Below are 21,651 nucleotides of genomic sequence, written 5' to 3'. Positions count from 1 at the left end.
CACCCGCCCCTCCCGGACACGTGTCCCACAACTTTCCGCAGCGAACCGGAGAACCTTGATGCGCACCCGCCCGGCCACCCCCGCCGAGGTCGACTCCTGGCTGACCGTTCTTCACCAGCACGGCCACCTCCACCACACCGAAGCCGGCCCCAACACCACGTGGATCGTGCAGCGAACCCGGGACAGCCGCCCGTGGACCCTGCACCACCCGGTCCTCGCGATGGACTGGATCGAGGAACTCGTCCGCGACATCCGCCAGCAGAATCCGGAGACACGCCGGTGACCGCCAACGACCCAGCCCCCACCACGGACGGACAGCACCGTGGCCCCACGACGGCTCCTGGCGGAGCAAGTTGTCGCGTACGACGGTCCTACGGCCCGTCGTACGCACTTGCCCCCGCCCAGGAGGGCGAGGGAAACCCGGCCGGCCCCCGAGCGAGGGCGCACGGGGACCAACCAAGCAACCAGCACCAGGGGGCGCCGGCCGGAGGGGGAGAAGCCGACGACAACGACGACCGCGACCAGCCGAGCCCGAGCACGCCCGCCTTCCCCGACCGCACCCCGCGCCGCCGCAGCCGCAACCCGAGCCAGCGCACCCGCAAGACGACCACCCGCCTCTCCAACACCGAGAAAGCCGAGATCACCGCCGCCGCCAAGCAACGCGGCGTCACCGTCGCCCGATTCCTCGCCGCCGCCGGCCTCTCCGCCGCCCGCGGTGCCATCCCCGTACACACCAACGAAAAGCTCGACACGGCCATCGACGAGCTGGTCGCCCTGCGCACCGCCCTGGCCCGGATCGGCAACAACATCAACCAGATCGCTTACGTCCACAACGCCGGCGGCCAGCCCCGCCCCGGCGACCTCGACCACGCCCTGACAACCCTGATCCGCCTCCTGGCCCGCGTCGATGACATGGCCGACGCCCTAGTGAAGAAGCGGCTTTGATGGTTCCCAAGATCCGACGCGGCTCCCGTACCCACGGCCTCCTGGTCTACCTGTACGGCCCCGGCAAACGCGACGAACACATCGACCCGCACCTTGTCGGGAGCTGGGACGGCTTCGCCCCCGACCCCGGCCGCGACACCAGCCCCGACCCTGACCCCAAGGTCACCCTCACTCGCCTCACCGCCGCTCTGGACCTGCGTGTCAAGCAGGCCGGAGCGGAAGCGCCGGCTCAGCACGTCTGGCACTGCTCGGTCCGCACCGATCCCGGCGACCGGCACCTGTCCGACGCCGAGTGGAACACCGTCGCCCGACGCCTGGTCCGCGCCGTCAACCTCGCCACCGAAGACGATCCGGACGGCTGCCGCTGGGTCGCCGTCCGGCACGCGGACGACCACATCCACATCGTCGCCACCATGGTCCGGGGCGACCTGCGCCGCCCCAGGATGAACTACGACTTCAAGAAGGCCCAGGCCGAGTGCCGCCGCATCGAAAAGGAATGGGAGCTGCGACGACTCAAGCCCGGCGACGGCACCGCAGCCCAGAACCCGACGAGCGCCGAACGCTTCAAGGCCGAGCGCACCGGCCGCCCCCAAGCCCCACGCGAGACGCTCCGCGAAGCCGTCCGCCAAGCCCTCGCCGGAGCCGCCACCGAAGAAGAGTTCTTCACCCGGCTCCGCGAGGCGGGCCTGCGCGTGAAGATCCGCAACGCCCCGTCCGGCGACGCCCTCGGTTACAACGTCGCGCTCCCCGGCGACCGCAACCGCGACCGCGAACCGATCTGGTACTCCGGCTCCAAGCTCGCCCCCGACCTCTCCCTGCCGAAAATCCGCCGCCGCCTCGCCGACGAACTTCCCGGCCCGACGACGCCCTCCGCCTCCAGCAGCCGTCACCACTGGTCGTCGCCCGCCCGCGCCCGCCGCAGTGCCACCGACGTCGCCGAGTACGCCACCCTCCTGCTCGACAACGACGAAGACGAGGCCGCCGTGCAGCTCGTCGGGGTCGGCGAGCTCTTGGACGCGGTCGTCCAGACCTCCCCGGTCGCCACCCGCACCGAACTGGGCGCCGCGGCCCGTGCCTTCGAACGTGCCACCCGCAGCCACGTCCGAGCGGAACACGCCGAGACCCGGGCACTCCGCTCTGCGGCCCGGAACGTCATCCAGGCCGGCAGCGCCCTCGGCCGCGGCGAAGACGGCGGCACCACCGCCATGCTCACCTCCACCCTGGTCCTCGTCGCCCTGGCCGCCGCCCGCTGGCACTCCGCCCGCGGCCACGCCCAGCAGGCCCATGCCTCCCGACAGACCGCCGAGCACCTACGAGCCGCCTACCGCCAAGCCGCCGCCACACCCCTACAGGCACTGCGTAACCAAGGCCGTGCCCTGCCCGAAGCCGAACGCCGAACCCACGAGGCCACCATCCGTACCGCCTTGGGGGAGGGCTGGCTACGAACGGGCGGCTTGACGGAGACCGACGCCCTGGTCGCCACTCTCGCCCAGGCTGAGCAAGCAGGCCACGACCCCAAGGCCCTCCTCCAGGAGGCCATCGACCTGCGCGAACTCGACACCGCCGAGGACGTGCACGACGTCCTCGTCTGGCGTCTGCGACGCCTCGCCCGCCTTCCCGCGCACCCGGGCGAAGCGCCCCGCCGCCCGAAGACCGGTACCAGCCAGCCCACGTCCTCGGCCAACCGCACCCTGACGGCACCCGCGGAAACAAACCGCCCCACCGTCTCCGATCCGCGCCGGCGCCCGCCGCGCCGTTGATCGGGGCGTGGCAGAGCGATGATCGCCCTGCCATGCCCCGAGAACCCCCTGGACAACCGATTCCACCGGCTGTTACGGATGGAACAGAAAGCCCCTACCGGGAGATGACGCTCGTGCCCAGAACCACCGCCCGCCCCGCGGCGCCGGCCCCCGCCCCGCCCGTCGTCCCGGAGACCATCGACCCCCTGCTGCAACTCGAACACGAGACGCAGCCCCCCAGCGGCCCTGATACGACGCGCTGCCTGAGCCACCCGCCCGAGCTGGCCCTCCGCGGAATCCCCGTGACGTGCTCGGCCTGCCGCGCCCGACGCGACTGGCTGCTCATCAACCACCGCCGCAACGTCTGGATCGTCTGCCGGTGCAGCAACCAGTGGCTCGAGCCCGAGATCACGCGCGCCGACTTCGACGCCCTGATCGCCATCCCGGACGTAACGACCTACCCCAGCACCGAACAGGCACTCACCGCACTCGGCTTCGACGGAGCTTTCGTCGGCACTTACCTCGACTGAGCGACCGACGACAAAGGCGGGGTGGGTTGCTGACACGTGGGAAACCCACCCCGGCTCGCACGATCGTCAGCCGCGGGAGCCGTTCTTCGGCAGTTCACCCCGGAAGTCGCAACCGGAGCACTCGTCTTCGCCTTGGATGTGACCCTCGTACCAGCCGTGGGCGGCCGCGTGCAGCATCGCCTCCTCCACCGAGGCTTCGCCGTCTCGGAATGAGGCGATGGCGTTACCGACGATCACCGGGAGCGCAGTGTGGTCAGGCGAAGGGAACGGCGGCGAAGGCATCGGCGAATCGAATGCCATGACGTCAGCCTACGGCTGGGCGCGAGCGCCGGTCAGCCCGATGTCCCGCTATGAAGCTGAGTACAGGTCGCTCCTGGCCCTCGGCCGTCGGTGCTGTAGGGACAGCCCTGGTTGGGCACGCAGAAGGCCGCCCCTGCTTGATCGGCAGGGGCGGCCTTCTGCGGCTCGGTCAGGTCTGGGTGAGGCGGTTCGAGAGATCGAGGGCGGCGGTCGCGACCTTGAGGGCGGCGCACAGGCCGAGTACCTCGTGGAGGGTGGGCCGGACCAGGCGTGGCCAGTCGTCCGGGGCGGCACGCCAGGAGGCGAGATGGACCTCGGTGGTGGCCAGGCCGAGGTGAGCGGTGATGTTCCAGCCTGCGGTCGGGGCGGGCTCCCAGTGAAGGCGGATGCGGCCATGAGGGAGTCTCGGTGCGTCGGCGGACAACCAGGTGATGTCGAACGGCCCGTCGGGGCGAGCGGAGACGCGCTGGACCAGCGCACCGCGCACGGTGTCCGGCACGGGGCGTACGGCGAGGACGTGCAGCGGGAGGGCGTGAGAAGGGTGGGGGTGCGACGAGATGGGAGAACTCCAGGGGTAGTGGGGTGATCAGGCCCAGGCGAGGGCGTCGCTGGCCTCCACCGGGAGGTAGTCCTCCTGGCCGTCGTCAGCGATGAACGCCTTGCCGTCCCGGACGACGACCTTCGCCGCCAGGTAGTGGGTGAAGGGGAAATCGGGGTTGACGGCGAGGCGGACCGGCAGGTTGGGGTCGAGGGCCTGGAGCTGGCGGAGCAGATGACCGACGGTCAGGTAGTGGGGCACGAGGTCCTCCGGGAGCGGGTCGGTGTTGGGGCGCCGGTGCACGGGCACGTGTTGAAGAGACCGGGGTCGGGCAGCATGGCGGCACGGAGGCGCTGACGGGCTGGTGCCGAGCGAGGGACCCGGTTCGACTCGCGGGATTCCGCCGGTCGTGGAGAAGTGGTTAACGGTGGGCGATGAGGGCGGCGATGAACCCTGCAACCGCCTCGGCGGGGGTGTCCAGGCCGAACTCCTGGGTCCACGGGGCACCTTCGTGGGGTTGTACCCGGACTTGCCAGACGATCTTGCGCCCCCACGCGGCAGGGTCTTCGGGGAGCCAGCCGATGTAGACGCGGCCGTCGGGGCTCGTCGCGTGGACATTGGCCTCGGGAGTGTCGACGCGGGCCCAGCCAAGGCTGTCGAGGAGACCGAGCACCGGCGTCGCGCTGTGATCGGAAGAGAGCCAGCCTCGGTTTTCCCCGGCAGGGCGGACGATGGCGGGGAGGAGGGTGCTGCAGGCGTTCACGGTTGGACTACCCCTTCGTTGACCTGCGGTTTTTGCGGGCCCCCGTACGTTGACATGCAGTGCGCCGACGTACGTAGTCCTTTCCCGGGAAGAGGCGTCTGCCGTGGGCGAACTGGAGCCGACGGCAGGTAGTTCACCGTCCGGGAATGGACCGGCGGATGTGGTTGTCGTACCTGGGTTGCGGCAACGGGCTGCACGAGGCCGGAGGAGGAGCAGGAGTGGACGAGCCAAGCAGACATTGGGACGGGGCCGGTCTGGAACGCAAGATCCGTGCTGCCGGGCGACCGTGGACGGTGGGCGACACCGCGATGGTCGCCGACGGTCAGTGGGCCGTGGGCGCGCAGTCCGACGAGTGGGGGGACGAGGACGCGGTGGTGGAAGGCCGGGCCGCAGACGGGCGCCGCGCCGAGCTGACGTTGGACGAGCTTGCCCGCGCGCTGGGCCCCCACAGCGGGCAGGTCCACCGGGACGAGGACGACGCGGAACTCGACTGATCACGCAGAGACATGGCCCCGGGCCGGTCGCCGCCGGCGGCAGCAGCCGGCGAAGCGGCCCGGCCGGGCACACCTGGCCGAGGCCCGTAGCACGGTCCCGGAACCAGGTCAGCGACTCCGGCGTGGGACCGACGGGTTGACCAGCGGCTTGGCCCCGAGGGCAGGTGCGGGGCTGCCCGGCCGGTTCTGTGCTGAGGAGGCCGTACGGCTGCGGGCGGCCATGACCCGAAGGTCAGTGGCCGTCCGCGGGAAGCGCGCGCGTTCGACGGCCTGCGCGACCGCGGTACGGCGTACATCGAGCGGGGTCGGAGCCCGAGGCACAGGGGGAGCTACGGGAGTCAGCGTGACCAGGTCCTCCAACTCCCGGTTGATCTGGTGCCGTTCACGGATGGCCGGGGCCGCGCCGGCCATTTCGGCCGCCGTCGCGGCGATCAGGTGGGACGGGGTGCGGGCGGTGAAGACCGCCTCCGCGCGTGTGCACCAGCCCGGCGGGCCGGCCCACAGCGTGACGGTTTCGTCGTCCCAGCCGGACAGGCGGTTGTCGATCAGAACGCCTGCTTGCTCGTCAGGGGCGATGATCTCGACGGTGCCGCGCTCGGCCGCGCCGCGGGTCCAGCCGGCATCGGTCAGCGGCTGGACGGAGTCGGCCCAGTACGGTGACGGGTTCGCCAGAAAGCGTCCGTTGCCGTCGTAGGGGTCGGATTCGGCGTAGTCGCGGGCCAGGGCGGTGGTGAGACCGGCGACGATCTCGGCCGGGGCGACATGGTTGAAGGTTGCCGTCCAGCGAGGTGGGGACACGGCGTCCTCGGACGCGGTGATCTTCCACAACTCGAAGTCGTCGCCGAACCAGCCGATCCGGACCCTCTGGTCGGGCGAGGTGACGAGGAGCTGGCAGGGGCCCTCGTCGAGGTAGTGGTGGGGCCACTGGGCGACGGGGGCGAATCCGGCGTCGCCGGTTCCGTTGGAGCCGGCCAGGTACATCGGACTGACCAGTACCTGCTGGTGGGGATCTTGGGGGTGGGAGTGCTGGCTACTCATGATCGAGGCTCCGATGGTGCAGGGGAGCGCGCGCGGAGCGGGTGGTCTGGCTGACTGCACGCGGGCGCCGCAGAGAAGTTCGAGGGACGCGGTCAGTTCTCGGAGTCACCCGGTTCACCGGCCGCGAGCGGGCTTCGACAGGGCGGTGATCGCTGCCGGTACCCGCGGTTGTGGCTGCGGTGCGTGGCTGAACAGGGCGCTCGGCGCGGCAGCGCTTCGGCGCAGCGCCGCCGCGGTGCGGGGTCCTTCCGGCCTCTGCGGGACGGACGGGTGGGTCCGAGCAGCTGCCGCGACGGGTGCAGGGGCCGAGTACTTCTGTGCGGCCACGGGACTACTCCAGTGCTCGACGGCTGTGTAAACGGGGCCCAGTGCCCGTCCGGCGTCGGTCAGGGAGTACGGGGCGCCATAACGCGGTCCGGCGCGGGTGACCAGGCCATCGACCTGAAGTCGGTTGAGCCGCTGCTGGGTGGTGACGAGGTCGAGCCCGGTGGCTTCGGCGACGTGGCTCAGCCGCGCGGCGCCCGCATCGAGGGCCTGGATCACGGCGGTCGAATGCCGCAGGTGCAGGCGTCGCACCGCGTCCTCGACTCGCTCGGCGCCAGCCGTATCGCCGAGCGACAGGTTGCTCTGGGACCAGTCCGAAAGGGCGGCGTGTACCTGGGACAGTGATCCGCCGAAGGCACTGAGCTGGTACGGAGCCCCATGGCGACCGTTGACCCGGGTGACGAGTCCATCCGCGTGCATCTGAGCCAGCCGCTTGCCGACCAGCTGCTCGCGGATGAAGGGGAGCCGGACGGCGACGTCACGTATACGCATGGGACGGCCCTGCTCCGCCAGGGTCTGAACCGACCAATTGGTCCACTTCGGCGCTATCAGAGACAGGGCATCCTCGACACGCTGGGCATCGACCGCGCCGATCGAGGCGGGGGAGGACTGTGAGGGGGTGTACATGGCGACGTTCTTTCTGCGGGGTACAGCGGGAACGGGACTGCTGGTTGACCGCGCTGGTTGCGGGCGACGGAGGAGCGACGGCGTCACCGGGAACCACCGTGAAGGTGGCGAACAGGCGGGAAGTGCCGCCTCGCGCCGCCGTGGACCCGGCCGATACCGGGCTGCTGATCAGCGGCGCCGTAGGGGGCTCATTCGGCGGCTTCCATCCGGGCAAGCAGTGAACGGACCAACGTAGGAAGGCTGCTGGGCTCGTCGCTGACCGCTACGTGGTCGGTGGCCTCGCCGCGGATGTGTCCGGCATCTTCGAGGAGGCCGCTGGAGATCTCCCTGCAGGCGTCGGTGATGCGGGAGGCCGCGAGCAGCGAGGCGGAGAGGGCGAAGTCGAACTCGCTGTCCTGCTCCTCGTCGACGGGTGGCGTCGAAATCGGGGCCGAGGGATCCCCGGGGATGCCGAAGTGGGCGCAGATCTGGTCGACCGAGGCGGTCAGCTCGGCGAGGGACTCGGTGAGCCACCCCAGCGCGGAGGCGTACGAAGCCAAGGTGAAGAGGCCCGCCGGTGTGGCGGGACCCAGGTCCTCGGCCACGAAACTTTCGAGCCGGTCGGTCAACTCGCCGATGACCCGGGGGCCGGCGGAGAGCGCGCCCAGCACGGGGTGCAGGTAGGAGCGGCTGGCGGCTGTCGGGTACTCGGCAGTGAGCATCCCGGAGACGCTGTGCGCGGCCTCGGTGAGGAGCCCCGCCAGCTCGGCACGGGTCGGAACAGTGCGGTCGGTGGTCATCGCTGGGGAACCTTTCGGGGGCCGGTAGTGGGTCGGACTGCTGTTGGCGACGTCGCCGGGATCGCCGTCGGCCGGTCGGCCGCGTCGGGAGAACGAGACCGAGCGGCCCGCACACGCGCCTCGGCTGCCGGTCCCTTCTCGGCGGCCTGGTGGACGTCGGCGCGTAGCTGGGCCGAGTGGTAGACCTCGTAGCCTTTCCGGCTACCGGCAGCGACGAGGTAGATCTCGCGCTGATGATTCGAGGTGGGTGGGGCCGGCCGGAACTGGATGACCATCCGGTAGGAGACGGACGGGTCGACGTAGACCTTGTGGAACCCCGCCAGACGGCCCTTGAGCGGCAGGCAGTCGTCGCTTCCGTGTACCAGGTGCTGCAGCTCCAGTAGAGCCAAGTCGCGTATCCGGTCAGGGAGTTTGCGCAGGTCCTTGATGGCTTCGGGGTGTGCGGCGAAGGCGAAGCGGGCTCGGCTCACAACGACCTCCCAGGGCTCGGTCGACGTGCCGTTCCCGCCGACGGTGCGCCGACGGCGTCGAGGACGGGCTTCGGTAGGGCGGAGGTACCGGCGGACCGGCTAAGGGCGGTGCGAGTTCGGAGCCAGTGCCGGGCGGCTTCCTCGTCAGCGAAGGCGCTTTCGCGCAGCGTGTACGTATATGAGTCGAAGTCTCCCTGTTCGAGGAAGACGCGAATCGGTTCTCGACCGGTGCTGGAGTCGCAGGTCAGCGTCCACGTCTCACACAGGTCGAAGTCCGAAGTGGCGCTGTCGAGGACCTCGTACCGGGCGCCCGACGTGAGGATCTTCTCCTCCACCTGCGCGGTGAGATCGTCGGCGGGTTTCGTGACGTTGTCGCTGAAACGGCTCCGCTCGGGCGGGCAGCCGCGTTCGATCAGCCAGGTCTGCGCGAAGGACAAGCTGGAGTGGTACGCGGAATCGAACGTGAATGTGCGGTGGTCCACATTCCGTGCGACCGCAATCGTGCGGATCTGGGGGGCGAAGGCCGCGTGCCAGGTGGCTGATACGTCGTGGGCGAGGACGAAGCTGTGCGTGCCGTTGGGGGTGTGGTGTTCGGCCAGGACGGTGAGCCCACCGGGCCAGAACTGGTTTTCCGCGTGCTCGGAGTCCGCGTCGGCGGGCTCGAAGCCATCGAGGTTGAAGTCGAGGTCGTTGTTCATGCCGTGAGCCCCAGCTGTTCGGGCGCGGGCGTGGTCAGCACGCGGTGGTTGGGGCGGGTTGGGCTGGTGGTGCACGCGGCGAAGGGGCCGTCGGGGGCGCGGAGGTGAGCCAGGGTCTGGTCGAGGTGATCGCGGTGCCACGTCGAGGGGCCGGACAGGCCGGCCTCGATGTCGGTGAGTTGCTGCCAGGCGAGCCAGAGGCCATGGAGCCGGGCGACGGCCTCGGGGTGTTCGTGCCACTGCGCGCACCATGGGCGGTTCGTGCTGATCTCCCGGCCGTACACAGGGAGGAGGACGTAGTTCACCCAGTCGCTGAGGGAGGCGAGTTCGGCGGAGTACGCCTCACCGCCCAGCGCGAGGATGAACACCGAGGCGGGGTCGCCCTCGCCGGCCCCGGATGGCTCCGAGGCCGGCGAGCTGTCGGTCGGTTCGGTGGCGGTGGTGTCGGGCGCGGACTCGGAGCCCAGGCGGTCGAGGATGACGCCGTGCTGCCGGACCTCGGCCATGGTCTTGGCGAGGGTGCTGGCGAGGTCGTCGAGATCGCCGTCGGGAACGCGGAACGGTTCTTCGGGGCCGGGCGTGGCCGTGCTGGTGTCGGGCATGGGCGTGCTCCCTCTGCGGTCGGTGGCAGGGAGAGGGTCCGGAAAAACCGCGATTTGGTCCGGCCGGGGAAATCCGGTAGTAGGCGCTACGCCGCTGTGCAGCGGGAACATCGGGGGAAAGGTGGTGCGAGCAACTGCACTGCCCGGATCGCCTGTTGGGGTACGACGCCGTTGCCGAGGGCGGTGAGCTGAGCTGGCCGTCCGAGCCCCGGGGTGGCGGTGACCCAGCCGGGGTCCAGGCCCTGCATCCACTCCACGAACTCGGCGCGGAGCCGTCCGGCCGCGTCGGTGGGCGGCGGCGCGGGACGGGTGAGCCTCTCCCATCGGGCGATGGCTCCTGCGTACGCTCCCCATCGCTGGGCTGCTCCCCGGTTTCCGGAGCTGATTCCGTCCAGAGCGACAGAACCGCTACGGGCGGAGGGGGCGCCTGCCCGGTCGGTGTTCCGGGGCTTCCGGCCCGCGGCGGGGGAGGGAGCGATGCCGCCACGCTCGGCAAGGTCAAGTCCCCGTTGCCGTGCCGTTGGTTGGGTGAGCCCTTGGTTCCGTCCGTCGCCTTCGGCGTCGGCAGGAGCCATTCGACCTCGTCGGCCAGGTTCGGACCGTGGCCCCCGCTCTTCCTCTTCGAGGGATGCTGCGAGCCGCCGTTCTTCGCGAGGTTGCTGGTCGGTGTCTTGAGCAGGGTGTTCGGAGGGCCAGGCAGCGAGGAAGATCCGCTCGCGGCGGTGCGGGGCTCCGACGTCGGAGGCCCGAAGCACGAGCCACCTCGCGTCGTACCGGAGGTCGGCCAGGGAGCCGAGTACGGCACCGAGTGCCCGCACAGGAGGCTGACCTGGGGTGTCTCCCAGACACCACGGGCAGAATTCCACGTCGCCAGGGGAACCGGCGGGTGAGGTGAGGAGGCCGCGCACATTCTCGATCATCACCAGGCAGGGTCGGAGGGCTTCGACCGCACGGGCGACGTGCAGCCACAGCCCGGAGCGGGTGTGAGGGGCGAGTCCGGCCCGGCGGCCGGCGACCGAGACGTCTTTGACAGGGGAAGCCGGCCGTCAGGACGCACACCTGGGGAGCGGAGGCCCAGTCGATGGTCGTGATGTCACCCAGGTTCGGAACGCCGGGCCAGTGGCGAGCCAGGATGCGTGAGGTGTTCGGATCGACCTCGGCGTGCCAGGCCACAGTGCCGCCGAGAGCGGCCTGCACCCCCAGGTCGAGGCCGCCGTACCCCGAACAGAGCGACCCGATCAGCGCAGGACGCGCGATGGTGGTCTTCACGTCACCGGCTCCGAGCGGTTCGGGCCGCAGGAGCCGCTGCTGTGGTGGCGGGTGCGGGAGGTGAAGCGGAGGCTGCGAGGGCGGATCGGCGGCGGGCGGCCTGGAGGCGCGCGGACTGAGGCGACACCGCTTCCACTGCGATGTGAAGGGAGTTGGCGGCATCGCGGAGAACGTGGTCCGCCGTTTCGAGGGACTCGCCTACCACCTGCGTGGCCGCTTCGCGGGCATCTCGAACATCGGGCTGGTCACGGTGGTGCTCGGTCAGGTCCAGGAAGGAGAGCTGGTGGGCCACCGCCTCGAAAGCGGATGCCGCCTCGCCCGCAGGCCGCACGGCACCGGCGAAGCCGTCGATGACCCGCAACGTGTGGGCGTCCCGGCCATGGTCGGCGGCGCGGAAGAGGAGATCGTTGCCCAAGTCAGTCATCAACTTGCCGAGTTCGGAAATCTGCCTGGCGACGGTGACACCGTCGGGCGAACGGTGAGGGTCTCCCTCGACCGGGAGCTTGCCGCGCTGGGCATCGAAGGTTGAGGCCATGGCGCGCAGCGCCAGGGCGTCGGTGACGCGGGTATTGCTCATGGTGAATCCCTAGGGAGAGGACGAGCGAGGGGCAGGGGGAGGCGTCAACCGTGGCTGCGAGAGGGCGGTCGCACGTGGGCAGGGCTGGGCGCAGGGCTGATCCGGGCCGGGGACGGCGAGGCGGAGCGCGGGGTGCTGCGCGCAAGGGCGGCATGTACCTGCGCAGGGGCAGGTCGGTTCGGCGAAGGAGTCGGTGGCGTCTGCGCCGGAGGAGGACATCCGTTCGCGGATTGCCAGCGGGTACGGACGTCGTCGAGCGGGCCGAGCGCGTGCAGGGCGTGGTTGATGAGCTGCCCGGGGGCCAGAGTCTCGTTCTCCGCCAAGGCACGGATGGCGCGTGCGGCGGTGGCTGCCGTGCGGGTGACCGAGGAGCGCATGACCTGCTCCCCGAGCCATTCTGCGCTGCCAGGTCCCCCGCCGTCGCAGAGGGCGGCTAGTTGGTCCCCGGAGAGTGTGCCGTCGGCCAGCAGGCCGCGCCGTTGAGCTTCCCAGAGCAGTGTGATCCGGTCGATGGGCTCGCCCCGGTGGTGGAGCGCGCCGAGGCAGCGGTAGAGCTGCCCGTGGGCCGGGTCGGCGAAGTCGCCCGGCCGCAGCCACCCGACTACCTGGCCCACTGCGTTCGGCTGCTCAACGAGGACGGCCAGAAGGAAGCGCTCGTCCTCGACGATGCGGTCGGCCCGAACCGGTGGCGCGACCGGTTCGGTGGCGGGCGCGACGGGGCGTGGTTCGGTGCCCCACCGCCGTGCGAGATCGCCGAGTACCCCGGTGAGAATGTCGGAGTGGTGCAGGGCTCCCTCGACGTCACCCCGCAGCGCGTCGGCGCGCGCTGCCTGGTGCAGACGGACTGCGTGTTCCGTGATGGTGCGGTGGATCGCGCCCTCCAGCACCATGCGGCCGTACACCGGAGCGTGTGCGGGGTGCGGGCAGGACTGGATCAGGGTGTGGGCGTACGACGAGGTCAGCCCCCGAACGTGGAGGCCGGCCTCGTCGACCGTATCGGTCACCCACGACAGCGGCACGGGCTGCTCGTCCAGCGCGGGGTGGCCGTCGTCGCGGAGCGTGCGCAGCGCGGCGAACAGCGCTCGGTGGACGGGGCGGGAGAAGTGATCCGGTGCGAGCCAGTCCAGGTACGAGAGCTGGCCCGGATCGAGCAGGACGGCACCGAGTACCGCCTGCTCCGCGGTCACCAGCGGGCTCATCGCCGTCCCCTGGCACTTGTGAGGGTGTCGGTCCCGCTCCGGCGGGCATGGAGGGCGGCGACCGCCCGGTCGGCCGCCGCCATCGCCTGGGAGAACCCGTTCAGCGTGCTGGTGAACGCGGGGTCGGTGACGGAAATCGCTCCGGGACCGCTGACCCACCACCACCGACCGTCGTGCAGGAGGACCGGCGCGTGGGCGAGCCGCTCGGGGCGGGGCGTGAGCGTGCTCATGCCGACAGCCCGAAGTCGTCGCGGCTGTGGGACTTCACGATGGCTCGTTCGGTGATGGCCTTCGTCGCACGGGCCGAGGCCGGGCCGATCACCTTGGCGCAGGGCTCCTTGTACCAGGGGCGGAGGTTGAGCATGGCGATGCGGATGCCGGTGGCCAGGAGCAACGCCTTGCCCTTGGGCAGGGCGCGGATCGCGTCGGGAGGCAGGACCCGCTCGGTGCGCATGCTCACGGAGGTGGACTTGCCGCTGCCGCTGTCCGACACGGAGACGGTCTGCACGTCGTGGTCGCCCACCTGCCTGCTGAGACGGTCGGCGAAATCGGGGTCATCGATTCCGGAACCGACGATCTTGATGGTGGCCGCGGACCAGAGGGCGTCCATGCCCGCCTCGCCCCAGCACCGCTGACCTTGCCGGTAGCTCTGCAAGATCGTCATCGGGATGACGCCCCGGCTGCCCAAGTGGCTGTACAGATCGGGGAGATCGCTGATCCGGCATACGTTGGCGGCCTCGTCGAGGACGCACAGGGCAGGCGGGTCGAGCCGCCCTCCGGAGCGTTCGGCGGCGACGACGGCCGCACGCATCACCGCGTCGGCTGCCGCGGCGATGATCGCCGAGGCGCTGCCGCCGCCGTCCTTGCTGAGGAGGAACAAGGTGTCGCGGGACGTGGCGAAGGCAGAGGGCTGGAACTCGGGGAGATCCTTGTGCGGCGTGACCCACGCGGCGACATCCGGGTCGAGCAGGCAGCTCGCGTACTGCCGACTCGTCTCATAAATGCCGTCGCGGGTTTCGGTGGCGCCGGAGACGGTGCCCTGGAGCTGGGCGGCGACCGCATGGTGGCCGGCATCGGTGAGCAGGTCCACCGGGGCCCGGTCGGACGGAGTGGCGAGCCAGGCGAGGACGTCGGTGATCGGCCGCCGGTGGCTCGCGGCGGCCAGGAACAGTGCGCCGAGCGTGTTGCTCGCGGCGGTGGACCAGAAGTCCGAGCCGCTCGACTCGTCCACGCTGGCGGTGACGAAGTGCTTGGCCAAACGTTTCGCCCCGGCCAGGTCGCGGGCGTCGGCCAGGATGTCCCACCACATCTGGCGCGGATGGTGGGCGATCTGCTGCGGGTCGAGCGTCCAGACCGTGCCGACCTCGGCGCGGGCGTCGACCGTCGCGGTGAACGCGTCAGCCGCCGCCTTGTTCGAGGTGAGCAGTACCGGTCCGGGGGCGGCGAGGATCGCGGGGATCGCCAGAGCGGAGGTCTTTCCGCTGCGTGGCGCCATGATCGCGACGATCACGTCCTCCCAGGAGGCGCGGATCTCGGCACGGCCCGGCGAGAGCGTGCCGACGAGGATGCCACGGTCGGCCGGCGCGAGCTCTTTTCCACTCCCTGCCGCTCAGGCTCGGCCGCAGGCTCTGGGCCTTGGTGGCGATCTCCTTGCCCGTCAGCGGGGCGAGGTCCGCCTTGCGGGCGAGGCCGGTCTTCGCGCCGCCACGCATCCGCATCCACAGAAGGAGGCCGACGACGGCGAGACCGATGGACATCAGAGCGGGAATGATCCGTGTGCCGATCAACAGGGCGGTGGAGCCCAGGTGCGGCCACAGGCCGTCGGGGTGCAGCAGGGCATCGACGACCCTGAAGTCCACCCAATCTCCGTTTCCGAAGAGGGAGTTGGTGATGTTCCCTGAGGTCCAGGCCAGGGAGCCGAAGGTGAAGGCGGTGCCGAGGACACCGAAGAGGAGATAGAGGAGCGCGTCGACCCCGGTGGTGGCCGAGGGCGCGCTGGTACACGGGGCGGGCATGCTGGGTCCTGGGTGAGCGCAGGCGGGTCGGGGGCGGGGCGCGGGGCGCTCTTCTGCTGGTCATCGAGGCGACTCCTGTTCGGGAAGGAAGCTGGCGGTCCGGTTCACCGTGTCCGCGGTCCGGGGGCCTGTGGCGGGTGTACGGCAGGGGCGGCGCCCCCGGCGCCGGGGGTCGGGGAGACCTTGGCCTTGGCCGCTGCCGGTGAGGGGGAGAGGGCGGCACTTCGGGAGTCAGGGGGCGGCGCAGAGCGCGCCCGAGTCGCGCCCCGGGCCTGCTGCGCGGAATTGATACGGCCCAACGCGGCCTCGTATTCGACGAGTTCCGATTGTGCTGCGCTGACGAGTTCGGCGGCGACGCCGAATTGGTCGGCGACCCGGTACACGCTGTCGTCGAGATCGTTGATCTGCTCGCTTGCCGCTTCCAGTGCTTCCCGGGCGCGTTCCAGCGCGCCGTGTTCGGGATGCAGGAGGTGGTCGACCGCTCGTCGAAGGTCTTCACCGTTCTCGGCGGACCTGATCTGGTCGGTGATGCGGAGGAGTTCCGCCCCGGCGGTGTACGGCCCGAGCGGACGTGCAGGGGTGGCCATCCGTGTGGCGTCGAGTCGGTGGTCGAGGTCGACGTCGTAGCGGGCGGCGTGGAGCATTTCGGCTGCGTGGGTGGCGATGGCCACGCGTTCAGCGGCGGGCGTGGTGGTGGGGAGACGGTGGCGTCGGCCGTACCAGTCCTCGATCTGCTGGAACCCGGCGTGTGTGAGGAGCGTCGCGGAGACGTCGTCATCGGCGCCCTTCGCCGTGACGCTGCCGCTGGGCTCGGCGGTGATGGTGATGGAGGGGCGGGGCACGTGGCTCTCCTGCGTGAGGTGTGCGGGGCGAGGGCTGGTGCCCGGCTGAGGTGGGCACCAGCAGGTCAGAAGTAGGGGTTTTCGGTCGGCCGGTCTGCCGTGGTGGCGGCGTGGAGCAGCTCGGTGAGGTCGTCGGGTTCGGAGGCTCGCTGGTCGATCCACCACCCGGCACGGGTGAGGGTGCGGGCGGTCTCCTCGATCTCGGCCCACTCCGTCTCGTCGGTCTCCCCTTCGAGGACGAGGGCGGTGTAGGCGGCGGCCAGGACCTGGTGGCGGCAGCGCACGCCCCAGGCGACGGCTCGCTCGGTCCCCTCCAGCGGGGGCATCCGGTACTGCTGCGACCAGGCTTCGGATGCGGCCTGCTCTTCGGCCCGTTTGGCCTTCAGCCAGGCGGCCTTTTCCTGTTCGTCGTTTTCCTTGGAGGCCCGCCAGCAGTCGGTGCATTCCTGCTTGGCGAGCCATTCGGCGAAGCCCGCGCGGCGGTCGGCCGCCCGGTCGGACAGGTCGCGCTCGGCCGGGTGGCCGCAGGAGTGGGCGATCTGCCAGATGGTCTTCACGGCCATGGGAACTGCTCCTTACGGAAGGGTCAGCGGGTACGGGAGAAGGAGATGCGCGGGTTGACCGGCCCTCCGGCCGCAGTGGTGACGGCGGGGGCGGGAACCGGCGGCTTGCCCGGGAGTCCCGTGCGGGCCGGGCTGGCGGCGAGCGCGGCGGCGCCGAGAGGGGATGCGCGGGCGGCGAAACCCTGACCGGGCTCGTGGCGGGCCGCGGGCGTGGGCACAGGGGAGCGGCGCGCTGATGCGTCCTGGGTGAGAAGAGGCTGTACGGCTACCCGGAGGCCGGCCCGCTGCATCGACACCGTGGCGTTGGCGACCTTTTCCAGAGCCTCGCGGCGGTCGGTGGCGGCGGGCAGCGTGTAGATGTCCAGATCCGGGCTGTGCCGCCAGCCGTGCTCTTCCAGGAGGCGTCGTCCGCCGAGCGCGGAGGAGTGGTCGCCAGTGGCCGCGACGACGCCGAGCTGCGGATGCTCGGCGAACGCGACGTCAGGCTCCGCCCGCAGGGCCCGCTCACGGGTGAAGACCGCGCCGGAGTGCGGCGCGGGGTCGAACGCCCCGTCCGCGTCGACCTGGTAGCCGGCCTTGCGCAGCAGCGCCACGGCCCGGGTGGCACGGGCCTGTCCGTTGTACTGCTGGTCAGCCAGTGCGTACAGCGTCGGGTGGTCCGGGACGGGGTGGAAGTCGAGCCGTTCCAGCATCCAGGTGCCGGCGGGGAGTTGTTTCGGGTTCGTGGCGACGATGCCGAAGTCGGGGTGGTGGCCGACGGCGATGTCGGGCAGCGGCTCTTGAGCGGGGGTGGGCATGGTAGATCCGTCCGGTGCAGGCTCGGGGAAGGGGTGCGGAGGCCGGGGTGGTTCTGCTGGTGCGGGGCATGGCGTGCTCCGAGGCGGGGATGCGGTCGACGACCGGGGCGGGTAGGGGAGGTGGTGTTCCACGAGGATGCGGCGATCGGCGGATTTGGCCTCGCCGGAAGTCGGTGCTAGAGCGTCAGCGGGAGCGACGCGGGGCTGCCGGGGGCGCCGTGGGCGGGGCCAGAGGAATCGTGGGCGGCGCCGGGCGGGTGCCGGTCGTGGATCGTGCACGGGCTGCCTGGGCACGGTCGGGTGACGCGGAGCGATCTTGATCGGCCCGGGTCACCAGGTAGTCGGCCGCCTGAGCCAGCGCCGCGCCTTGGTACGACAACTCGTCCGCGTAGTGCCACCCTTCGCCGTTGCGGATCTTCCGAGCTTCGTCGCCGTAGAGTTCCCGCGAGCCGGGCTGTGAGGCGTCCATGAGGGCCATGACCTGCTCCCACTCCTCATGGAGCCGACCCGCCCGTTCCAGCGTGGTGTCGATGCCGCGCAGTCGGCGGAGGCCGTTACTGATCGGCCCCTCGGCGTAGTCGGCGTCCCGGGCGGCGGCGCGGACACCGGCCAGGACCTCGGGGCCGTGGTCGAGGAAGATCTCGACGTGTTTCCATGCTTCGGCGTCGCGTGCGACCTTGCCGGCCTCGTAGCCCTTCTCATCGATGGGCCAGCCCACGTCGTCGCAGAAGGAGTCCGAGACCGCGTCCCAGGCATCGGATGCTCGCCGGATGCCCGCAGCGGCGGCGGCCAGCGCAGGAACGTGCTGCCGCCACGCCAAGGGGTCTGAAGCCGTCTCCATCTGCTCCTCACGGAACCCGGACGACGACGAGGGGGAATTGATCATGGTTCTCACTTTTCGGCGTTGCTGCTCACCAGGGGCGGGCGGTGAGTGGTGACGGGGAGGGCCTGGACTAGGCGGCCATGCGGGCGTCGGTGTCGAACAGTTCGCGTTCGGCCGGGTGCAGGAGGTGCTGGGTGATGAAGGACCGGCCTGCGACCTTCCATAGGCCCCGGCCCTTGGTGAGGGCGGATACAGCCTGGGTCTCGACGCCCGTCAGGCCGAGCAGGGAAGCTGCGGCGGTCAGCTGGTCGGGTTCCTGGCGGTAGATGATGCGAGTGGAGCAGTCGGCCAGCAGTCCTTCGGCCAGTACCCGGCCGCGGGAGCCGGCGTCGCCTGCGCTGAGGAGGTCGGAGAGGCGGTGGATGATCATCAGGTTGGCGATGCCGAGACCTCGGCTGAGCTTCCACTGCGACTGCATGCGCTCCAGCAGGCCGATGTGGCGCATCACCCGCCAGGCTTCGTCGTAGATCACCCAGCGTTGTCCGCCGTCGGGGTCGGCGAGGGCGCTCTCCATCCACGCCGAGGCGCAGGTCATGGCCAGGACCAGGGCGGTGTCGTCGCCGGCGCCGCCGAGGCGGGAGAGGTCGATGGACAGCATGGGGGTGGTCGGGTCGAACGACACCGTCGACGGGGCGTCGAACATCCCGCTCAGGTCGCCGTGCACGAGTCGGCGCAGGGCGTGCGCGAGGTCCTGTGCGGCGGCCCCCATACGGCCGGCCTGGTCGCCGAGGGCGCGGTCGAGGCGTTCGGGCGAGCCGAGGGTGTGCGCGATGTTGCCGAGCAGCGGCACCGTGCCGCCGGCGTCGGCCTCGGTGACGACCAGGTCGAGGGTGAGATCCAGCGCGGTGTGCTCCATCGGCTGGAGATCGCGCTTGAGTACGGTGCGTGCCAGGCCGGCCAGGAGCAGCAGGCGCCGCTTGCGGACCTCGGCCGACCAGTCCTCCTCGCTCACCGAGGGGGGCCGGGCCGGAGCGTCCAGGGGGTTCAACCGGCCCGGGAGCCCCGGGCCCAGGGCGATGCTGTGGCCGCCGAGGGCTTGTGCGACGGCGGTCCACTCGCCCTTCGGGTCGCAGGGGACATAGATCCGGTAGCCGTGGGCGATTGCCCGGGTGGCGATGGACTTGGCGAGCGCGGACTTGCCCATGCCGATGATCCCGGCCAGGACGGCGTTCGGATTGGTGAAGCCCTCGACCCGTCCGCTGCTGTACAGCGAGAACGGGTCGTAGCAGAACGCCGCCTCGGCGTGGACGTCCCGGCCGATGAAGATGCCGTCCGCACCCAGGCCGCCCTCGGCGAGGAACGGGTAGGCCCCGGACACGGTGGCGGTGGTCATCCGGTGGGCGGGCAGGCGCAGCTTGCCGCCGCGGGCGGAGGAAGGGCCGGGGCGCCCAGCCGGCGGGTACGTCGGACGAAGTTCCGGATCCCGGGTTTGCTCGGCGCGGTGGCGGGGCGGGGCTCCGGCGAGACGGGCCTGACGGCGGGCCTCGGCGAAACCGGTACGGGCGGCACGCTGCTGGGCACGGGACGCCCTTCGGGGGACGAACAGGTGAGAAGCACTGGCGCGGGGGCGGGGCATGAGCGTTTCTCCAGAAAGGGGTGGTTCAGCGGCGGGTGAGGCCGGTGAAGGGTGCGTGCAGGTCGGCCGGGGTGGTGCGGCGGCGCACCAGGTGCGCGGTGTGCTGGTGGCGCTGGCAGATGGTCAGCTCGGGTGCCCCCTCGGGCAGCCCGGCCCGGCACGCCTCGGGTTCGGGCACTTCGCCGGAGTCCGGCCGCGGCGCCGCGTGAAAGGCGGCGTGGACGTGGTCGGCGGCCTGCCAGATGCGGGTGCGGGCGGTCCGGAGCTGGTCGCCTTCGGCCGGGATGAGCTGTCCGGTGCGGGTGGCATGGGCGTCGAGCACGTCGTGCAGCGCGACGAGGTGGGCGTGCAGGGCGTCCAGCTCGTCGCGGGAGGTGACGAGGGGCCCGGCAGGGATGTTTAGGGCGCGGTGGAAGTCGAGCGCGGCGGTTGCGAAGGGCACGAAGTCCTGCGCGGTCGGGCTGGTGGTGCGGGACATGAGGGTGCTCTCTCGGAGGTGTGGGGGCCGAGGTCAGGCGGCGAGGGCGAGCGGCATGGCGGCGGCGGTGAACGCTTCGGCCTGCTGCCAGGTGAGCGGCCGCAGATCGATCTGGGCGCCGACGGCCGCGGTCTCCACGACAGCGCACGCGGAACGGAGTTCCTCCTCGGAGTCGGCCGAGACGGTCAGCAGACCGGTCAGGGCGACATCCGCGTGGCCTGAGATGAGCTGCCGTTCACGGGACTTGATGTCCTGGTACTCGACCGAGTCCGCCTCGGAATCGACCTGGCCGCGCCGGGCCCGCTCGGCGGCGTCGGCGATCACACTGGCCTTCTTGCGTTGCACATCGCGCAGGGCGGCGTCCAGGTCCTTCGGCTCGTACGACAGCGACAGGGTCCGCCGGACCCCGGCCGTGAACAGGACCTGGTGGAGGAAGCCCGCCGACGTCTCGGTCCGGGGCCAGTTCTCCACCCAGTACGTGGCGTGGACGGCCGAGTCGGTCGCGATGTGGTCCGCCTTCTCGACGACCACGACCGGTCCGGCAGCAGCAGGATCGGCCTCGGGGCGCCCGGTGGGGGACCAACGGTCCAGTGCAGAGAGGGCCTTGGGGTGGTACGCGGTGCGCACGACGGCGGCGATCTCGCGGGCGGTGAGCCATCCGGTGGGGTTGAGTCCGGCGGTGCGTGCGGCCTGGTCGAACGTCGACGTCAACTGCGCCAGCACGCTGAAGCTGCCGGTCAGGCCGCCGCCAGCCTGGTTGATCAGACGCCGCGCGGCCTTGGTGTCCAGCGAGATCGCGACGTACGCCTCGTGGGGCGCTGCGGCAGGCCCCGCGCTCTGGATCAGCTCACCGTAGATCGCCCCGGCCACCGGAGCGTCGGGGTGGCCGTTCTCTTCCCAGTACCGGCGCAGCGCGTCGCCGGAGTCCGGGACGGTGCGTTCGATCACCTGGATCCGGGCGATGTGGCCGGTGCGGGCGAGCGCGGCCAGCGCGCGGCCCCAGCCGCTGACGTTGGCGTTCTGCGTCCCCGGATCGAGCAGCGCGTAGGCGCGGGAGGACACCTTGACGACGGCGGTCAGCGTGCCGGTGTGCGGGTTGTGGACCGCGCCGTACCGGCCGTCGGGTGCGCTGAGCACCCGCAGGCTGGCCGCGGTCCCGGGCAGATGAAGAAGTCCTTCGCGGACCGGACGGCGGGAGGGCCGGGTGAGCCAGACCAGCTGACCTCGCATCCGGCGAAGGGCGTAACGGGCAACGATCGGCGCCCACTCGGCCAGGGCCCGGCCGCGGTAGCGGGAGAAGATGAACAGTACGGCGGCGGCCCACAGGGGTATGAGCTGGAGAGCACCGGTCACGCCGCGCGTGAAGATCACGGCGAACAGGAGAAGGCCGACGACGCCCACGGTGATCAGCTGCGGGGCGGTCAGGCCGAGCAGGATGCCGCGCCTGCTGCGGTGGGGGAACTTCACGGTGGCCGTGACGGCTTCGGCCGAGGGCTTGTCAGACATGGCGATTCCAGAGGAGGGGAGCGGGTGGAGGTGGGGGAGTAGGGCGCTCTTCTGGAGGGCACAGCGGTCTCCGTTTCCGGTGGTCGGCTGAGGGAGGGG

At 71.0% G+C, this 21,651-nt stretch carries 25 protein-coding genes and 3 pseudogenes; 5 read left to right on the top strand and 23 right to left on the bottom strand.

Features of this window, described 5'->3' with window-relative positions; translation table 11 throughout:
• The first annotated feature begins 58 nt into the window (after nt 1-58).
• The 4 genes from ACZ4M8_RS16560 to ACZ4M8_RS16545 all read left to right on the top strand — a co-directional run bounded on the left by ACZ4M8_RS16560 (nt 59) and on the right by ACZ4M8_RS16545 (nt 3,214).
• Nucleotides 59-283 (top strand): hypothetical protein, encoded by a 225-nt coding sequence (locus ACZ4M8_RS16560; protein ID WP_467607693.1) that lies wholly within the window; start codon nt 59-61, stop codon nt 281-283.
• The gene (locus ACZ4M8_RS16555) at nt 280-945 is read left to right on the top strand and encodes a MobC family plasmid mobilization relaxosome protein (protein ID WP_467607691.1); all 666 of its coding nucleotides are present in this window, start codon (nt 280-282) and stop codon (nt 943-945) included. The genes ACZ4M8_RS16560 and ACZ4M8_RS16555 overlap by 4 nt, the downstream gene beginning before the upstream one ends.
• Nucleotides 945-2,705 carry a relaxase/mobilization nuclease domain-containing protein gene (locus tag ACZ4M8_RS16550; RefSeq protein WP_467607689.1) on the top strand — a complete coding sequence of 587 codons (1,761 nt, stop codon included), beginning with the start codon at nt 945-947 and terminating at the stop codon, nt 2,703-2,705. Before ACZ4M8_RS16555 ends, ACZ4M8_RS16550 begins: the two co-directional genes overlap by 1 nt.
• A 104-nt stretch (nt 2,706-2,809) precedes the next feature.
• Nucleotides 2,810-3,214, top strand: a complete 405-nt coding sequence (locus ACZ4M8_RS16545; protein WP_467607688.1) for a hypothetical protein — start codon at nt 2,810-2,812, stop codon at nt 3,212-3,214.
• A gap of 66 nt (nt 3,215-3,280) precedes the next feature.
• On the opposite strand, the gene ACZ4M8_RS16540 is transcribed toward ACZ4M8_RS16545, so the two are convergent.
• The 4 genes from ACZ4M8_RS16540 to ACZ4M8_RS16525 form a co-directional block, all read right to left on the bottom strand.
• On the bottom strand, nt 3,281-3,514 hold the full coding sequence (locus ACZ4M8_RS16540) for a hypothetical protein (protein WP_467607686.1): 234 nt from the start codon (nt 3,512-3,514) through the stop codon (nt 3,281-3,283).
• A 169-nt stretch (nt 3,515-3,683) separates the two neighbouring features.
• The gene (locus ACZ4M8_RS16535; protein WP_467607683.1) at nt 3,684-4,013 is read right to left on the bottom strand and encodes an esterase; all 330 of its coding nucleotides are present in this window, start codon (nt 4,011-4,013) and stop codon (nt 3,684-3,686) included.
• Nucleotides 4,014-4,100: 87 nt separating this feature from the next.
• The gene (locus ACZ4M8_RS16530) at nt 4,101-4,361 is read right to left on the bottom strand and encodes a hypothetical protein (protein WP_467607682.1); all 261 of its coding nucleotides are present in this window, start codon (nt 4,359-4,361) and stop codon (nt 4,101-4,103) included.
• A gap of 112 nt (nt 4,362-4,473) precedes the next feature.
• The gene (locus ACZ4M8_RS16525) at nt 4,474-4,815 is read right to left on the bottom strand and encodes an SPDY domain-containing protein (protein ID WP_467607679.1); all 342 of its coding nucleotides are present in this window, start codon (nt 4,813-4,815) and stop codon (nt 4,474-4,476) included.
• Nucleotides 4,816-5,033: 218 nt separating this feature from the next.
• On the opposite strand from ACZ4M8_RS16525, the gene ACZ4M8_RS16520 reads away from it, so the two are divergent.
• The gene (locus tag ACZ4M8_RS16520; RefSeq protein ID WP_467607677.1) at nt 5,034-5,309 is read left to right on the top strand and encodes a hypothetical protein; all 276 of its coding nucleotides are present in this window, start codon (nt 5,034-5,036) and stop codon (nt 5,307-5,309) included.
• A gap of 108 nt (nt 5,310-5,417) precedes the next feature.
• Here the strand turns inward: ACZ4M8_RS16520 and ACZ4M8_RS16515 are convergent, their stop codons facing one another.
• From ACZ4M8_RS16515 to ACZ4M8_RS16425, 19 genes and pseudogenes are all read right to left on the bottom strand, one after another.
• The gene (locus ACZ4M8_RS16515; protein WP_467607676.1) at nt 5,418-6,347 is read right to left on the bottom strand and encodes an SPDY domain-containing protein; all 930 of its coding nucleotides are present in this window, start codon (nt 6,345-6,347) and stop codon (nt 5,418-5,420) included.
• 114 nt (nt 6,348-6,461) lie between these two features.
• Nucleotides 6,462-7,298 carry a winged helix-turn-helix transcriptional regulator gene (locus ACZ4M8_RS16510; protein WP_467607674.1) on the bottom strand — a complete coding sequence of 279 codons (837 nt, stop codon included), beginning with the start codon at nt 7,296-7,298 and terminating at the stop codon, nt 6,462-6,464.
• A gap of 188 nt (nt 7,299-7,486) precedes the next feature.
• Entirely contained in the window at nt 7,487-8,077 is a 591-nt protein-coding gene (locus tag ACZ4M8_RS16505) for a hypothetical protein (RefSeq protein WP_467607672.1), read from the bottom strand.
• A complete protein-coding gene (locus ACZ4M8_RS16500; protein ID WP_467607671.1) occupies nt 8,074-8,547 on the bottom strand; it encodes a type II toxin-antitoxin system RelE family toxin in 474 nt (157 codons plus the stop codon). The genes ACZ4M8_RS16505 and ACZ4M8_RS16500 overlap by 4 nt, the downstream gene beginning before the upstream one ends.
• Nucleotides 8,544-9,245 (bottom strand): glycosyl hydrolase, encoded by a 702-nt coding sequence (locus ACZ4M8_RS16495; protein WP_467607669.1) that lies wholly within the window; start codon nt 9,243-9,245, stop codon nt 8,544-8,546. The genes ACZ4M8_RS16500 and ACZ4M8_RS16495 overlap by 4 nt, the downstream gene beginning before the upstream one ends.
• Nucleotides 9,242-9,847, bottom strand: a complete 606-nt coding sequence (locus ACZ4M8_RS16490; RefSeq protein ID WP_467607667.1) for a DUF4913 domain-containing protein — start codon at nt 9,845-9,847, stop codon at nt 9,242-9,244. The genes ACZ4M8_RS16495 and ACZ4M8_RS16490 overlap by 4 nt, the downstream gene beginning before the upstream one ends.
• Before the next feature lie 86 nt (nt 9,848-9,933).
• Nucleotides 9,934-10,821 (bottom strand): annotated as a pseudogene (locus tag ACZ4M8_RS16485) (DNA cytosine methyltransferase); the annotation flags it as partial.
• Between the two features lie 121 nt (nt 10,822-10,942).
• A pseudogene (locus tag ACZ4M8_RS16480) lies at nt 10,943-11,044 on the bottom strand (DNA cytosine methyltransferase); the annotation flags it as partial.
• Nucleotides 11,045-11,117: 73 nt separating this feature from the next.
• Nucleotides 11,118-11,693, bottom strand: coding sequence for a hypothetical protein (locus ACZ4M8_RS16475; RefSeq protein ID WP_467607666.1), 576 nt, complete (start codon nt 11,691-11,693; stop codon nt 11,118-11,120).
• A 44-nt stretch (nt 11,694-11,737) separates the two neighbouring features.
• A complete protein-coding gene (locus ACZ4M8_RS16470) occupies nt 11,738-12,892 on the bottom strand; it encodes a DnaB-like helicase N-terminal domain-containing protein (RefSeq protein WP_467607664.1) in 1,155 nt (384 codons plus the stop codon).
• Nucleotides 12,889-13,122, bottom strand: coding sequence for a hypothetical protein (locus ACZ4M8_RS16465; RefSeq protein ID WP_467607663.1), 234 nt, complete (start codon nt 13,120-13,122; stop codon nt 12,889-12,891). Before ACZ4M8_RS16465 ends, ACZ4M8_RS16470 begins: the two co-directional genes overlap by 4 nt.
• Nucleotides 13,119-14,907, bottom strand: a pseudogene (locus tag ACZ4M8_RS16460) (type IV secretory system conjugative DNA transfer family protein). The gene ACZ4M8_RS16465 and the pseudogene ACZ4M8_RS16460 overlap by 4 nt, the downstream one beginning before the upstream one ends.
• A gap of 104 nt (nt 14,908-15,011) precedes the next feature.
• A complete protein-coding gene (locus ACZ4M8_RS16455; RefSeq protein WP_467607661.1) occupies nt 15,012-15,749 on the bottom strand; it encodes a hypothetical protein in 738 nt (245 codons plus the stop codon).
• 65 nt (nt 15,750-15,814) lie between these two features.
• A complete protein-coding gene (locus tag ACZ4M8_RS16450) occupies nt 15,815-16,312 on the bottom strand; it encodes a hypothetical protein (protein WP_467607659.1) in 498 nt (165 codons plus the stop codon).
• 23 nt (nt 16,313-16,335) lie between these two features.
• Nucleotides 16,336-17,109 (bottom strand): hypothetical protein, encoded by a 774-nt coding sequence (locus tag ACZ4M8_RS16445; protein WP_467607657.1) that lies wholly within the window; start codon nt 17,107-17,109, stop codon nt 16,336-16,338.
• Between the two features lie 184 nt (nt 17,110-17,293).
• On the bottom strand, nt 17,294-17,950 hold the full coding sequence (locus ACZ4M8_RS16440) for a hypothetical protein (RefSeq protein WP_467608047.1): 657 nt from the start codon (nt 17,948-17,950) through the stop codon (nt 17,294-17,296).
• Nucleotides 17,951-18,062: 112 nt separating this feature from the next.
• Entirely contained in the window at nt 18,063-19,568 is a 1,506-nt protein-coding gene (locus ACZ4M8_RS16435) for an ATP-binding protein (protein ID WP_467607656.1), read from the bottom strand.
• Between the two features lie 25 nt (nt 19,569-19,593).
• Complete coding sequence (locus ACZ4M8_RS16430; RefSeq protein ID WP_467607654.1) at nt 19,594-20,046, bottom strand: DUF6238 family protein; 453 nt, start codon at nt 20,044-20,046, stop codon at nt 19,594-19,596.
• A gap of 33 nt (nt 20,047-20,079) precedes the next feature.
• Nucleotides 20,080-21,552, bottom strand: coding sequence for an SCO6880 family protein (locus ACZ4M8_RS16425; RefSeq protein WP_467607651.1), 1,473 nt, complete (start codon nt 21,550-21,552; stop codon nt 20,080-20,082).
• Nucleotides 21,553-21,651 lie beyond the last annotated feature (99 nt).

The sequence above is a fragment of the Streptomyces sp. NPDC027185 genome, assembly GCF_055567035.1.
Note: the sequence above shows the minus strand (reverse complement) of the source record. Positions and strands in the feature narration are given on the sequence as shown.